Genomic DNA, 14810 nt, shown 5'->3' on the forward strand with positions numbered 1-14810 from the left:
ATGCCAAAAATATCTGTAATAATGCCGGTATATAATTCAGAAAAAAACATAGAAAAATCGTTAATAAGTTTAATTACTCAAAAACTAAGCGACCTAGAGTTTATAATTATTGATGATGGCTCAACGGATAATTCTTTATCTATTATAAAGGATATATTAGATAAATATTCCAGCCATAATAATACTGTCACCTTAATTACACGTGAAAATAAGGGCGTTGCGGCAACTCGAGCCGAAGGAGTAAAATTAGCTCAAGGTGAATATATAATTCATTTTGATAGTGATGACTGGGTAGATGAAAACTGGCTACAATATTTATATAAAAAAGCAATTGAAGATAATGCGGATATTGTAATATGTGATTATACTGAAGTATATAAAAGAAAAAAAATTCATATTCATCAGCAGCATTTTTTTTCAAAACAAAGAAATATAGAAGCCTTACTTACTGGGCAAATCAGTAATATGAACTGGGATAAATTAGTAAGAAAATCTATTCTTACTGAAAATAACATAACATATATTAAGGATTTAAATATGGGGGAGGATTTTTTAGTCACGTTAATGATGATTTATCACTCTAATAAAATCTCTCATATATCTGAACCACTTTATTATTATAATAAAACAAATCAAGACTCACTCACATATAACTACTCAAAGCAATCACTTGACGATATATTGAATGTAACTAAAACAGCAGAAACATTTTTAATAAATAATAACTACTTAAGCAACGTTCAAGAAAGCTTTGATTATTTCAAACTAAATGTTAGAGCCTTTTTCATTATTCATTCAAATGGAGAATTGGGAAATATTAAAAAAGGATTAAACTTATATCCTGAAACTAATTATTTAATAAATAGTTATAATGCACCCAAAATATTAAAAATAATGTTTTTAATCAATAAACATGGATTACTTTTTTTACATCAGCCTATAGATAAATTATATTTTATTTATAGGAAATTAAGAAATATTAAATTAAGTATGTAGAAAATTAAAATACAAGCAACAAGGCACTATCTAACTATACCATATCCATAATTAGCTATAAACACATAGCTAATAGCGAGAGTAAGTCTTTAGGATAAAATTCAAATAAATTTAACTCTGATAACAACATTATACCCTCTTAAACAATTACCTCATCCATAATGGAAAATAATATTTTAAGTAAATTTAATCAATTAATTTATCAATAGGGTCAAGCTTAGCAATGAAGACATTAATATACGTAATATCTTTAACATCGGAGCACGAACGTCGCAAAAATATATCTGACCAGTTAAAGAAATTTAATTTAGATTTTTCTTTTTATGATGCAATTGATTTTAGATTCACGGATGAATCGACAGTAAACTCATACGTTATTAATGATACAGAATATAACAAACCTTCACGACCTTTAACAAAGGGGGAAATTGGATGTACACTAAGTCATCTAAAACTTATCTCCTCATTAAAACACATTTCATCATCCTCAAATTTTCTAATTTTAGAAGATGATGCTATTATTGATAAAGATTTAGCTAAATTTATATCCTCAAAAAAATTAAATGAGTTTGATTGGGATTTGATTATTTTAGGATACTCTAAATTAAAAAAAGACGAATTTAAAAAATTCTATTTTAAAGAACCTATTAACACGATACAACAAATTAATAATATAAAAATAGGTAATGTATGGAAAGATTGGACATGTGGAACAGTCGGATATATTATAAACCATAAAAGTATAAATAAATTTGATTCTCTAACAGTATCTAGCATGGCTGATGATTGGCATTATATTAAAGAAAAACTAAATTTAAAAATATTTCATTCTAGACCACTATTAATATGTGAAGATTTCAGTACTTTTGCAAGCAGTATAGAAGGTGAACGCAAAGAATTTTTAAAAAAAGAAAATATCATATTAGAGCCGATAAGATTAATGAGAGGATTATATAGAAAGCTATTTTTCATAGCAAAAATCCCAAAGAAGAGATAACAATATGTTCTATTATTTACCAGTATTAATATTATTTATATTTTCAATTCTTTCCATTTTTGAAAACAAAAAAATAATTTCTTTACTATCTGTATTTACATTTATAATGTTATCTTTATTTTTGTCTTTACGAGTAAACGTTGGATTTGATTGGTTTAGCTACCTGGATATATTTAATAATAGAGCAGGTTATGAGATAACTGACCCTGGCTATGTTTTTGTTAATTCATTATTTGATAATTATAGTACATTAGTTTTCACAATAACAATATGTATATCGATATCACTATTACTTACTTGCATTAAATATTCTAATAATATAAGCCTTACATTATTATTACTAATAATTACAAATGTTTGGTTTTATAATTGGCTTTATTACAGGCAATCCTTGGCTATATTTATTATATTAATACCGTTCCTATTTCAATCTAAAAGAAATATTACGTATATAATGGCATGCATAATAGCTTCACTATTTCACTCTTCAGTATTATTAGCCATTCCTTTTATTATATTTAGGAAAATAAAAATCTCTAAAAAGAGCATATATATATTATGCATAATTGCTACTTCTTTCGCTTATTTATCTACTTATACGAAAGACCTAATATTATATATTTCTACTTTTGTTGATTTTGGATTTAATCATTATCTTAGCGGAGGAAATGTTTTCGGTGAGACAAAGAGCACCCTAGGACTAACTAAAATATGGATATTGATTATTTATATATATTGCGTATTTATTGATAACAATAATGACCAAGAATCATATAGCATAAGAAACCTAGCTTTGTTTTTTATTATATTCCAATTACTATCTATTCCTGTTGATATACTTAATAGAATAAGCATGTATTTTTCAATATTTTACCCCATCTATATTAGCAATGCGTTATATAAAAACCTAAAACAACGTTCATTTTTCTTTGTAATCCTATTTGTTATTCTAATTTTTTTTGTATTCTACTTTAATTATATTTCAGTCTCAGATATAGGTGAATATCAGTTATAGATATTTTAGCTTACTAGTAAATTAGTAATCTTATTAGTAATGAAATATTACACTTTCCTTTAGAAAACTAATCTTGGTAATATTTAAATAATGAAAATTGCATTTGTCATTACAGGTCTTGGAATGGGTGGTGCTGAAAAGCAAGTTTGTGCGATTGCAGATAAACTGGCAATCAATAATGACGTTATTTTAATCTCTCTTTCAAATGAAAAAATTATTATCAAACCTGAGAATATTAATATAAAATTATTTTCTTTAGGGATGAAGAAAACCCCCCTTAGTTTCATCTTAGCGCTAAAAGAAACAAGGAAAATATTAGCAGATTATAAACCAGACATTGTACATAGCCATATGATTCACGCTAATATATTTTCTCGTATACTTCGATTATTTATCAGAATGCCGGTATTAGTTTGCACAGCCCATAGTAAAAATGAAGGAGGAAAATTAAGAACATTACTTTATAGAATTACTGATAATTTAGCTACGATATCTACTAATGTTAGTCAAGAGGCTGTAGATTCCTTCATTTCACAGAAAGCAACAAAACCAGGAAGAATGATTCCATTTTATAACGGAATTGATACCGATAAATTCCACTATGATGCTAATATACGAAAGAACAAGAGACAAGAAATAAATATTAGTGAAGAAACAAAAATTATATTAGCAGTTGGTCGACTAACTGAAGCTAAGGATTATCCTAACTTATTACATGCTTTTTCAAAATTAAATAAATCTACCCAGCCTAAATTACTTATTATTGGTGATGGAGAAGATAAAAATAAATTACTACAACTTGCAGATAAATTAAATATATCTCAGTACGTTATTTGGCTAGGAATACGGCATGATGTTCAGGACTGGATGTCTGCCTGTGATTTATTTGTCTTATCATCCGCATGGGAAGGATTTGGATTAGTCGTAGCAGAAGCGATGGCGTGTGAGCGTCTAGTCATTGGCACTAACGCAGGAGGTGTAAGTGAAGTAATCAATGAGTATGGGCTCCTTATTCCAACAAATGATTCCGATGCGTTATCTTCTGCAATAGTACAATATCTATCTCTTACAACCCATGAAAGAAATATTATTGGTGCCAATGCAAGAAAACATGTAATCGATAAATTCTCTCTAGATAAAATTAGTCATGAATGGCTAAAATTATATACTGATTTCTTAAAATAATTTATATATATATACTTAGCATATAAAATACTTAAAATAACCTATTGATTTAGAGAAATATTTGACATTATAAGTAAAAATTAAATTAACAAATAATAATTCAATCTTAAATTGTTATTAATAAGGTTTTATAGAGGTGTTATGAAAATAGCAATAATAGGAACTAATGCTTCTAGCATTTTAGGTTTCCGCAAAGATTTAATCATCTCGTTAATTGAAAAAGGACATGAAGTATTTGCTTTTGCAATTGACTATACTTCTGATGAAAAAAACAGAGTAGAGAATTTAGGAGCCACACCAATAGATTATCAACTAAAACGAACAGGATTAAATCCTATTCATGACATTAAAACTCTGATTCAACTAAGAAAAACCCTTATTAATATATCTCCAGATGTTGTATTTTCTTATTTTGCTAAGCCAGTTGTATTTGGCACCCTCGCCGCTGTATTAGCTAGAATACCTAAACGGATAGCTATGCTTGAAGGTTTAGGATTCACTTTTACAGAACAACCAAGGCATGTATCAATAAAAACTAAATTTATTAAGCAGATACAAGTATATTTATATCGATTAGCTTTTCCATTTTTAGATCGTATTATTTTTCTAAATAATGATGACCCTGTAGACCTAATTGAAAAATACAATTTAAAAGTGAAAGAAGTAAATATACTTGGCGCAATCGGTTTAAATTTGAATGATTATCCTTATTCTGAGCCACCCATTCAACCAATCCGGTTTATTTTTATTGGTCGATTACTTGCAGAAAAAGGAATTCATGAATATGTTGCTGCTGCACGTCTAGTTAAAAAGAAATACCCCAATGTTGAATTTATAATTTTAGGGGGATTAGATGAGGGTAATCCTGGTGGATTAAGTCAAAACCAATTAAATGACCTTATATCTGATGAACTAATAACTTATCCTGGGCATGTTGGGTGCGTAACTGATTGGTTAGCAAAATCTAGTGTTTTTGTTTTACCATCCTACCGGGAGGGGTCACCAAGGAGTACTCAAGAAGCGATGGCTATAGGTAGAGCAGTCATTACAACCGATGCGCCTGGCTGCCGTGAAACTGTAGAAAATGGTATAAATGGATTTATAATCCCTAAGTACGATATAAAAGCACTGGCAAATAAAATGGAATATTTTATTACTAATCAAGAGCAAATAATTAATATGGGTAATAAAAGTTATAAAATAGCAATAGATAAATACAATGCGAATGATATTAATTCACGACTAATTAATATGTTAATTAATTAGCAATATCCAATTTAGCATTCTAATACACTCCATATTAGTAAATTTTAAAAATTAAATCACAACGTATTATATCTAAGTTATGATTAATCATTAAATAACAGTATCGAATTACTTTTACTAAAAATACCTTCAGTGCAAACAACTTAAAATATCATATTAAATATGTATAAGTGGGGATGATGATAATGCCCATCACTTATACCTTATCTAAACATTTTTTATCATAGGATGGTCTTGTGCTTAGTAAGCGTCTCCCACTTACACTATTAACTGTCAGTCTGTTTCTAACCGGCTGCACAATCACTCCCGGTGTCTACATGTCAACCTCAGGTAAAAATGTTGTCGACACTGGTGATCGCGATATCTCAAAATTTGTTGATATCTACCCGATTTCACCAAAACTATTAGATGAACTGTATACCCCACAAGATATTGCCAAACCAAACCCGACCCTTGATAAGCAACTTTCAACTTATGAGTACCGCGTTGGGGTGGGTGATGTATTAACTATAACAGTTTGGGATCACCCTGAATTGACTATTCCTGCTGGTTCATACCGTAGTGCCGCAGACTCAGGTAACTGGGTTCACTCTGATGGTACTATCTACTACCCATATATTGGTAAAGTGAAAGTTATCGGTAAAACGGTCACTGAAATCCGTACCTTAGTCAGTGATCGCCTTGCAACTTACATTGAGTCACCGCAAGTCGATGTTAGTATCGCGGCATTCCGCTCACAGAAAATCTATGTTTCGGGTGAAGTTGGTAAGCCGGGAACATTGCCGATTACTAACGTGCCATTAACCATTCTTGAAGCCTTTAATACCGCCGGTGGTCTAACGGAGAAAGCCGATTGGGATAATGTGGTACTAACACGTAACGGCAAAGAAATTAAAATCTCACTCCAATCCTTAGTACAGTATGGTGATTTAACTCAAAACTACCTGATGCTACCAAGTGATGTACTATATGTGCCGCGTAATGATGGCCAAAAAGTGTTTGTGATGGGTGAAGTTAGCCAACCAACCACGTTAACCATTGATCGTGCAGGTATGAGTATTACCGAAGCCTTGAGTAAAGCCAGTGGCGTTAACCAAACCACAGCGAATGCAACCGGTGTCTTTGTTATTCGTCCACTTAAAAATCAGTCATCTGGTGATAAAGAACTTGATGAGCTGTTACCGAAGAAAATGGCGGCGGTTTATCAATTAGATTTATCGGATGCCACCTCAATGGTGATGGGCACTGAATTTAAACTCAAGCCTTATGATTTGGTCTATGTAACAGCGGCTCCTATTGTACGCTGGAACCGTTTGATTACCCAGTTACTACCAACTATCGCAGCCTATAATCAGTTAACTGAAGGCACTAAGCGTATTCATGATTGGTAATCACCATGTTTAACAATATTCTCATTGTTTGTATGGGTAATATCTGTCGCTCCCCGACAGGGGAGCGTTTGTTACAAACTCATTTTCCCGACAAAAAAATTCACTCCGCGGGTATTATCGCTAAAAATGATATGCCCGCCTATGATAGTTCAATCCGCATTGCCCAAAACCATAGCCTCTCATTAGAAAACCACCAGTCACGTCGTTTAACCAGCGAATTAGCTAAAGAAGCAGACTTAATCCTAGTGATGGAATGCTCACATATTGATAAAATCCATCGGCAATTCCCCGAAACCCGTGGAAAAGTGATGCTGTTTGGTCAATGGCTAAATAAAACTGAAATCCCAGATCCCCATAAACGTAGTGATGAAATGTTTGAACATGTTTATCAACTAATGGAAAAAGCCGTCTTGCAGTGGCAAGGGAAAATTTAATTTTACTTTTGGAAGACTCAACGTTTAACTGATTATGAACATGACAAAACACAGCTCCCCAGCCTCAGATGAAATCGACCTGTTGGCGTTATTTAAAGTATTAAAGTCGAGCTACCTTAAAATTGGCTTTTTTACCATTATCTTTATTTTAATTGCCGCGGCGTATAGCTTTCTAGCAACCCCGATTTACCAAGCAAACGCCACGCTGCAATATGATAAAATGAGCCAAGTCTCGCTATTAGACCAAATGAGCGATGTCATGCCATTTGCAAATAATAATAGCCAAGTAGACTCTGAGATTGAAGTGATTAAATCACGGATGGTATTGGGTAAAACAGTCGCTAACCTTAATTTAGATACCAGTATCACTCCAGCCGGCTTTTTAAATAAAATATTCAAAAGTGATGCCCAAGCCACTGTTGCACTTTATTTCGTACCCGATACTTTGGTCGGGGAACCTGCAACTTTAACCTATTTAGGTGACAACCAGTATTCACTGAATATTGATGGGCAAGTGGTCGAAGGTAAAGTTGGTGAATTACTCAAGCATGATGATATAAACCTATTAGTATCATCTTTAGTTGCAGAGGTAGGCCAAGAATTTACATTGGTTAAAAATGCCCGCTATCAAACAATTGAAAATCTGCGTAATACCCTAACCATTGCTGAAGTCGGTAAAGGAACAGGTATTCTTAGCATGTCAATTAAAGGGGCTGATAAAGCTGAGAACGTTAAAATCCTTAATAGTATTATTCAAAACTATGTTGACCAAAATACCGAGCGTAAGAAAGAAGTTACTAATAACACGCTACTGTTTTTAGACGAATACTTACCGAAAATTAAAACCAAACTGGATAACTACGAAAACCAGTTAAATACTTTCCGTAAAAAGAATGAATCGATTGATTTATCTTTAGAAGCAAAAGCTGCACTTGATACCGCATTGCAGGTCGAAGCAAAGCTTAATGAGCTCACTTTTAAAGAAGTCGAAATACAGCAACTGTATACCCGAAATCACCCTGCTTATCAGTCACTGATTGATAAACGCCAGCAGCTGTTACGTGAAAAAGATAAAATTACCCAAAGTATTCAGAAGTTACCGAATACTCAGCAACAGATTGTGCGTTTAACCCGTGATGTGGAGTCTGAGCAAGCGATTTACAACCAATTAGTGGGCAAACAGCAAGAACTTAGCGTATTAAACTCCGGTATTACTGCGGATGTGCGAATTATTGACACTGCTGAGTCACAGCCTAATGCCGTTGCGCCGAAAAAAGCATTAATTTTAGTTCTCGCTGCCATTCTCGGTTTTATTATCGGTTGCGCGTATGTGATTGCTCGTGAATTTTTTAATAATAAAATTAAAGGAACGGAAGATATTGATGCGCTGGGAATTAACGTTTATGCGACGATCCCGTACTCAGAAGTTGAGAAAAAAATGGTTGCGGCTGGTAATAAACGGCCACTTTCCCTTGAAAACCCAGCAGATACCGCAGTTGAAGCCATTCGTTCCCTGAGAACCAGTGTCTACTTCTCAGTCATGAACCAAGGTAACAATCTTGTCATGGTCACCAGTGCTTCGCCTGGGGTCGGTAAAAGCTTTGTCACCTCTAACATGGCGGTTGTGTTAGCAAATGCGGGCAAAAAAGTGCTGTTGATAGACACTGACTTACGTAAAGGCCGTATTCATCAAGCTTTTGATTTAAATAATGAGTCAGGCCTTTCTGAGTACTTATCTCAACAAGATACCACCCAGCCAACGATTCACCGCAGTGTAATTGAAAATCTTGATGTTCTTTGCCGTGGTAAAAACGTCACTCACTCCTCTGAACTGCTAATGAGTGAGCGTTTCAAGCATTTGCTCGATGACGTGAAAGGGCAATATGATATTGTGGTTATTGATACCGCACCGATACTCGCCATTACAGACTCCGCGGTAATCGGTAAATATGTCGGTACTTCACTGCTTATCGCCTTCTACGGCGTGAATACGGTGAAAGATGTTGAACTGTCGATGAAACGCTTTAAGCAAAATGATATTGAAATCACAGGTGTGATCCTCAATGGTATCGATTCAAAATCAGACGACTATAACTATGTGTATGAATACTAGCCGCACAGGAAAGTGAAATGAATAACGCAAAAGTCTTAGTAACTGGCGGGCTTGGCTACATTGGTAGCCATACCTGTGTACAGATGATTGAACAAGGTATTCAGCCGATTATTTTAGATAATCTGTGCAATGCCAACCCTGAAGTGCTTAACCGCATTGAAACGATTACCGGTACAAAACCGACTTTTTATGAAGGTGATGTGCGTGATCAGACTATTTTAGACGCAATTTTTGCTGAGCATGCCATCAGTTCAGTCATTCATTTTGCTGGCTTAAAAGCGGTCGGCGAGTCAGTACAAAAACCGATTGAGTACTATGACAATAACGTCAATGGGACTTTGGTATTGATTGAGAGCATGAAAAAGGCAAACGTAAAAAGCCTGATCTTTAGTTCTTCTGCGACTGTGTATGGCGACCCTGAAGAAGTGCCACTAACCGAAGAATCAACGGTTGGCGGTACGACTAATCCATACGGCACAAGCAAATATATGGTTGAGCGTATTCTCACTGACCTGAATATTGCTGACAAGGAATGGTCTCTAACTTTACTGCGCTATTTTAACCCTGTTGGTGCTCATCAATCCGGTTTGATTGGTGAAGACCCTCAAGGTATTCCAAATAACTTAACACCTTATATTGCGCAGGTGGCGGTTGGTCGTCATAAAGAAGTGATGGTCTTTGGTTCTGATTACCCAACACCAGATGGAACTGGGGTGCGTGATTATATCCATGTGATGGATTTAGCGAGCGGGCATATTGCCGCCTTAAATAAAGTAAGCCAAAAAGCGGGATTGCATACTTATAATTTAGGAACAGGTAAAGGCACTAGCGTTTTAGAGATGATTGCCGCATTTGAAAAAGCATCTGATAAGCACATTCCATATAAAATTGTTGATCGTCGCCCGGGTGATATCGCTGAGTGTTGGTCTAGCCCTAAAAAAGCACTGGCAGATTTAGGTTGGCAGGCTCAGTACTCTGTTCAAGATATGGTCAATGATAGCTGGCGCTGGCAAGCTCAAAACCCTAACGGCTATAAACGTTAAGCGTTAATTAAATCCAATACATTTGAAAGCGGGCGCATAATCAAGCCCGCTTTTTTGTTTTTATACTTTATACAAGTCATACTTCAAGTTGTATGCCAGCAGAAAATTAAACCGATTCTCGCTTAATAAGCTCAGTGCGGTATGAGTAATCTGTTCATTTAATTTAAACGATAACGCAGATATTCCTTAACAACCACATGCAACTTGATTGATTTGCGCGTAAAATCCTTACCTATTGTTTCCCTTAACTTTGCTGCTTAATGTAGCCATTCTCTATGCCACATATTGTTTTGTTCGAACCTGAAATCCCACCAAATACGGGCAATATTATTCGTCTTTGTGCCAATACTGGCTTTAGCCTTCACCTTATTCATCCGCTTGGTTTTACTTGGGATGATAAGCGTCTGCGCCGTGCAGGGTTAGATTACAGCGAATTTGCGGATATCAAACATCATCATGATTACTTTGCTTTTTTAGAAAGTGAAGGCTTGAACCCTGATAATAACCAGTCTGCTACTGGGGCGCGGGTATTTGCGCTGACCACCAAAGGTAAGCCTAGCCATAGCAATGTCAGCTATCAACAAGATGATTATTTGATGTTTGGCCCTGAGACTCGTGGGCTGCCACCTTATGTGCTGGACAATATGCCAATAGAACAAAAAATTCGCATTCCAATGCTTGCCGATAGCCGCAGTATGAATTTATCGAATTCAGTGGCAGTGGTGGTATTTGAAGCATGGCGGCAATTGGGTTACCCCGGCGCACTGCTTAAAGATTGAATATGATTAGAGCTCAATATTAGATTGATTGGGCTTTGATTTATGATTAAAAAACGTGACATGTCACGCCGAATTTTTTATCACAAAGTTGAGTCACGCAATAAGCTTTATTGATACTCGCATTCAATAATCAATTAAAAGATTACGAATAAATCAAATGCCATCACCATCTTCAAAGCCATAAAGAGCGCCGTTGAAGTTTTGATCCATTTCGAGTGAAGGTTTATCGCTATTAGGTTTACCAACTATACGGGCGGGCACGCCAGCAACGGTGGTATGAGGGGGAACATCACGCAGTACAACAGAGCCTGCGCCAATCTTAGCACCACGGCCTATTTCAATATTGCCCAGAATTTTAGCACCGGCACCAATCATCACGCCTTCACGCACCTTTGGGTGACGGTCGCCACAGGTTTTCCCTGTACCGCCCAATGTGACAGATTGCAAAATTGAAACATCATTTTCAACAACCGCAGTTTCACCAATGACGATACCCGTTGCATGGTCAAGCATGATGCCACAACCAATTCGAGCCGCAGGATGAATATCCACCCCAAACGAGACTGAAACCTGATTTTGTAGATAAATCGCTAATGCTTGGCGGCCTTCTAGCCATAACCAATGGCCAATTCGATAGGCTTGCAGTGCATGAAAACCTTTCAGGTATAGTAGTGGGGTTGAGTATTTATCCACCGCAGGGTCACGTAAGCGTACGGCTGATAGATCCATAGCCGCAGAAAAAATCATTTGTTCATCATTACGATACGCTTCTTCAACAATCTCCCTCACTTCTATTGCAGGCATGATCGGGGAGCTAAGCTTGTTTGCTAACATATAACTCAGCGCGCGACCAAGGTTGTCATGCTTTAGCAGCGTTGCATTAAAAAAACTGGCTAGCAGTGGTTCACATTCAGCAAGTGACTTTGCTTCATCTTTGATAAACCCCCAAATCCTATCCAATTCTTCTCGCGACATAATGACTCACTTAAAATTTATTATTTTAGATACCTTATACTTCAAATTGCTTGATTGCGAATGAAGCTCAGCGAGTTGGGGCATATTGTTTATTTATGACCCCACCACCTGCTTTTTTTGTCACAGACAAGCAACTTGAATGATTTTAGGTATTGTCTTTAGATTTTGACATGTCGGCAATTTCATCTTTTGTTGCACGTCCCAATAGGGCTTGTGCTGCCTCTAAAACATTTTTATGGCAATAGAGTATTTGATAAATTTGCTCAGTAATTGGCATCTCAACACCTGCACGCTCAGCCAGTGCTTTCACTTCTTTAGTATTGCGATAACCTTCAACTACTTGGCCAATCTCTTGTTCTGCTTCTGTCACGCTAACACCATGACCAAGCATCATACCAAAACGACGGTTACGAGATTGGTTATCAGTACAGGTTAACACTAAGTCACCTAACCCTGCCATGCCCATAAAGGTGGAAGGATCTGCACCCAAAGCAGCACCAAGACGACTCATCTCAGCAAGACCACGCGTGATTAAAGCGGTACGTGCATTGGCACCAAAACCCATGCCATCTGAGATACCCGCGCCGATAGCAATAACGTTCTTAACCGCGCCGCCCAGTTGTACTCCAACCATATCGGAGTTCTTATACACTCGGAAGCTTTTACCGCAATGGAATAGCTGCTGAAGTTCATCACCAAATTGGCTATCAGTCGCTGCGATTGAAATCGCTGTCGGCATGCCTGCGGCTAACTCTTTGGCAAAAGTCGGCCCCGATAAAACCGCGAGAGGAATTTCATTGCCTAATACTTCACGTGCTACATCTTGTAATAAGCGCCCCGTGTCTCTCTCTAAGCCTTTGGTTGCCCAAATAATGCGTGAGCCAGCTCGAAGATAAGGTTGGATTTGCTTGAGTACATCACCAAAAACATGGCTAGGTACCACGATCAAGATATTAAGACTCACTTCCACGGCGCGTTTAAGATCCGTTTCGAGAGATAAACTATCAGGGAAAGAAACGCCAGGCAAAAACGCCTGATTGCTACGTTCTTGTTCTAACTTATGGATATGCTTAGGGTCATGGCCCCAAAGCACAACCTGATGGCTATTACGTGCTAACGTAATTGCTAAAGCGGTGCCGTAAGAACCGGCACCGATCACTGTCATTGAAGCAGTATTCATTAAGCGTCCTATTGAACTTCGCTGCTCGGCGCTTGTTCACCTTGCTGCTGCAAATAGCTCATAAATAGCGCATCAAAGTTTACTGGAGCCAGGTTCAGCTGAGGGAATGTACCACGACCGACCATGCTTGTGATTGCTTCACGTGCATATGGGAACAGAATGTTCGGGCAGTATGCACCTAAACAATGCGCCATTTGCGTACCATCGATACCTTCGATAGAGAAAACACCTGCTTGCTGAACTTCGCACAGGAATGCAGTTTCTTCACCCAGTTTTGCTGTTGTAGTAACACGCAAAACAACTTCATAAACGCCTTCGCTTAATTGGGTAGAAGAGGTATCCAAATCCAATTTAATTTCTGGCTGCCACTCATGTTGGAAAATATGTGGTGCATTAGGTGCTTCAAATGAAATATCTTTGGTATAGATACGTTGGATTTGAAATACCATTTCTGAGTTGTTTTGTTCTGACATAATTTTAGTACCTTTTAACTTCCATATGAATTTTAATCATGAACCCCGTCATACGTTAAATTGCAGGGTTTGGTACAATGAAGCTTCCCAAAATTGCAGACTGATTAATGCGTATAAATAGATTTTATAATCGCCAGCCTGCAATTTAAATTATTAAGAGTATAGACTCATCAGAGCAACTTCATCTGCTACCTTTTCGCAATTTGAAAGGTTTGTATGACGCTTACATGCCGGATAAATTACTTTTTACCACGCGCTAACGGCAGGTTCTCACCTGACCAGCCAGCAATCCCTTCTTTCAGGACAAAGACTTTTTCAAAACCGTGTTGTGCTAATTGCTCAGCAGGCTTACCTGATTCCATACCACTTGCAGAAACAACAATCACTGATTTCTGCTTATGTTTTTCTAGCTCACCTAAATTATTATCTTTAATTTCGGACGGCGTTAGGTTGATAGAATCGATAATGTGCCCTTTACGGAAATCGTCACGTGTACGTAAATCCACAATGACAGCTTCTTCTTTATTAATCAGAGCAATCGCTTGTGCGCGAGTGATCACTTTTGATTTAGAGAACAAACCTTTAAAGGTCATTAAGACCACAGCGATAAGTAGCGCTATCCAAACCAGACTCAGTAACATATTCCGGCTGACGAATTGCATGATTTCTTGCATCATGGGGGGCAATCACTCCCGTTAGTTAAAAACGAATATCAAAGGGCTCAGAGTATACCTGTGTGTTGAACTAATTACAGCCAGTTAGCGCAAACAACATTGATTTTTTTGCGAAACACTATGCAAAAATAGCCTTTATTCACAACAAAATGGCTTTTTTTTATACTAAACCATGGCATTTAAAGGTATACAACACATGAAATACGTTGAGTTTCGCTAAGCCTAAGCATTGGTTTTTGAGGATAATTCAACTTAACAATTATATTTAATACTTGTTATATCTTAGTTT

At 36.4% G+C, this 14810-nt stretch carries 14 protein-coding genes; 10 read left to right on the forward strand and 4 right to left on the reverse strand.

The window, feature by feature from the left end; translation table 11 throughout:
* The 10 genes from OOA_RS17895 to trmL all read left to right on the forward strand — a co-directional run bounded on the left by OOA_RS17895 (position 1) and on the right by trmL (position 11219).
* Entirely contained in the window at positions 1 to 996 is a 996-nt protein-coding gene (locus OOA_RS17895; RefSeq protein ID WP_008913577.1) for a glycosyltransferase family 2 protein, read from the forward strand.
* A gap of 223 nt (positions 997 to 1219) precedes the next feature.
* Complete coding sequence (locus OOA_RS17900) at positions 1220 to 1993, forward strand: glycosyltransferase family 25 protein (RefSeq protein WP_008913578.1); 774 nt, start codon at positions 1220 to 1222, stop codon at positions 1991 to 1993.
* A 4-nt stretch (positions 1994 to 1997) separates the two neighbouring features.
* Positions 1998 to 3008, forward strand: coding sequence for an EpsG family protein (locus OOA_RS21420; RefSeq protein WP_008913579.1), 1011 nt, complete (start codon positions 1998 to 2000; stop codon positions 3006 to 3008).
* 90 nt (positions 3009 to 3098) lie between these two features.
* Positions 3099 to 4193 carry a glycosyltransferase gene (locus OOA_RS17910; protein WP_008913580.1) on the forward strand — a complete coding sequence of 365 codons (1095 nt, stop codon included), beginning with the start codon at positions 3099 to 3101 and terminating at the stop codon, positions 4191 to 4193.
* Positions 4194 to 4334: 141 nt separating this feature from the next.
* Positions 4335 to 5459: a glycosyltransferase family 4 protein gene (locus OOA_RS17915; protein WP_008913581.1), complete on the forward strand. Its 1125-nt coding sequence runs from the start codon at positions 4335 to 4337 to the stop codon at positions 5457 to 5459.
* A 236-nt stretch (positions 5460 to 5695) separates the two neighbouring features.
* Complete coding sequence (locus tag OOA_RS17920; protein ID WP_008913582.1) at positions 5696 to 6850, forward strand: polysaccharide export protein; 1155 nt, start codon at positions 5696 to 5698, stop codon at positions 6848 to 6850.
* Between the two features lie 5 nt (positions 6851 to 6855).
* Positions 6856 to 7284: an arsenate reductase/protein-tyrosine-phosphatase family protein gene (locus tag OOA_RS17925; protein WP_008913583.1), complete on the forward strand. Its 429-nt coding sequence runs from the start codon at positions 6856 to 6858 to the stop codon at positions 7282 to 7284.
* A 34-nt stretch (positions 7285 to 7318) separates the two neighbouring features.
* The gene (locus OOA_RS17930) at positions 7319 to 9397 is read left to right on the forward strand and encodes a polysaccharide biosynthesis tyrosine autokinase (RefSeq protein ID WP_083880306.1); all 2079 of its coding nucleotides are present in this window, start codon (positions 7319 to 7321) and stop codon (positions 9395 to 9397) included.
* 17 nt (positions 9398 to 9414) lie between these two features.
* On the forward strand, positions 9415 to 10440 hold the full coding sequence (gene galE, locus OOA_RS17935; protein WP_008913585.1) for a UDP-glucose 4-epimerase GalE: 1026 nt from the start codon (positions 9415 to 9417) through the stop codon (positions 10438 to 10440).
* Positions 10441 to 10715: 275 nt separating this feature from the next.
* Positions 10716 to 11219 carry a tRNA (uridine(34)/cytosine(34)/5-carboxymethylaminomethyluridine(34)-2'-O)-methyltransferase TrmL gene (trmL, locus tag OOA_RS17940; protein WP_008913586.1) on the forward strand — a complete coding sequence of 168 codons (504 nt, stop codon included), beginning with the start codon at positions 10716 to 10718 and terminating at the stop codon, positions 11217 to 11219.
* Between the two features lie 153 nt (positions 11220 to 11372).
* Here the strand turns inward: trmL and cysE are convergent, their stop codons facing one another.
* The 4 genes from cysE to OOA_RS17960 form a co-directional block, all read right to left on the reverse strand.
* Positions 11373 to 12194, reverse strand: coding sequence for a serine O-acetyltransferase (gene cysE / locus OOA_RS17945; RefSeq protein ID WP_008913587.1), 822 nt, complete (start codon positions 12192 to 12194; stop codon positions 11373 to 11375).
* 145 nt (positions 12195 to 12339) lie between these two features.
* On the reverse strand, positions 12340 to 13374 hold the full coding sequence (gpsA, locus tag OOA_RS17950; RefSeq protein WP_008913588.1) for an NAD(P)H-dependent glycerol-3-phosphate dehydrogenase: 1035 nt from the start codon (positions 13372 to 13374) through the stop codon (positions 12340 to 12342).
* An 8-nt stretch (positions 13375 to 13382) separates the two neighbouring features.
* Positions 13383 to 13847, reverse strand: coding sequence for a protein-export chaperone SecB (secB, locus tag OOA_RS17955; RefSeq protein ID WP_008913589.1), 465 nt, complete (start codon positions 13845 to 13847; stop codon positions 13383 to 13385).
* A gap of 239 nt (positions 13848 to 14086) precedes the next feature.
* Positions 14087 to 14521: a rhodanese-like domain-containing protein gene (locus OOA_RS17960; RefSeq protein ID WP_008913590.1), complete on the reverse strand. Its 435-nt coding sequence runs from the start codon at positions 14519 to 14521 to the stop codon at positions 14087 to 14089.
* Positions 14522 to 14810 lie beyond the last annotated feature (289 nt).

It is taken from the genome of Providencia burhodogranariea DSM 19968, assembly GCF_000314855.2.
Classification (GTDB): Bacteria; Pseudomonadota; Gammaproteobacteria; order Enterobacterales; family Enterobacteriaceae; genus Providencia; species Providencia burhodogranariea.

Coding starts and splice junctions, on each gene's coding strand:
- trmL (WP_008913586.1), top strand. CDS start 10,716: ATGCCACATATTGTTTTGTTCGAACCTGAAATCCCACCAAATACGGGC.
- OOA_RS21420 (WP_008913579.1), top strand. CDS start 1,998: ATGTTCTATTATTTACCAGTATTAATATTATTTATATTTTCAATTCTT.
- OOA_RS17910 (WP_008913580.1), top strand. CDS start 3,099: ATGAAAATTGCATTTGTCATTACAGGTCTTGGAATGGGTGGTGCTGAA.
- gpsA (WP_008913588.1), bottom strand. CDS start 13,374: ATGAATACTGCTTCAATGACAGTGATCGGTGCCGGTTCTTACGGCACC.
- OOA_RS17895 (WP_008913577.1), top strand. CDS start 1: ATGCCAAAAATATCTGTAATAATGCCGGTATATAATTCAGAAAAAAAC.
- OOA_RS17900 (WP_008913578.1), top strand. CDS start 1,220: ATGAAGACATTAATATACGTAATATCTTTAACATCGGAGCACGAACGT.
- OOA_RS17930 (WP_083880306.1), top strand. CDS start 7,319: ATGAACATGACAAAACACAGCTCCCCAGCCTCAGATGAAATCGACCTG.
- OOA_RS17960 (WP_008913590.1), bottom strand. CDS start 14,521: ATGCAAGAAATCATGCAATTCGTCAGCCGGAATATGTTACTGAGTCTG.
- secB (WP_008913589.1), bottom strand. CDS start 13,847: ATGTCAGAACAAAACAACTCAGAAATGGTATTTCAAATCCAACGTATC.
- cysE (WP_008913587.1), bottom strand. CDS start 12,194: ATGTCGCGAGAAGAATTGGATAGGATTTGGGGGTTTATCAAAGATGAA.
- OOA_RS17915 (WP_008913581.1), top strand. CDS start 4,335: ATGAAAATAGCAATAATAGGAACTAATGCTTCTAGCATTTTAGGTTTC.
- OOA_RS17925 (WP_008913583.1), top strand. CDS start 6,856: ATGTTTAACAATATTCTCATTGTTTGTATGGGTAATATCTGTCGCTCC.
- galE (WP_008913585.1), top strand. CDS start 9,415: ATGAATAACGCAAAAGTCTTAGTAACTGGCGGGCTTGGCTACATTGGT.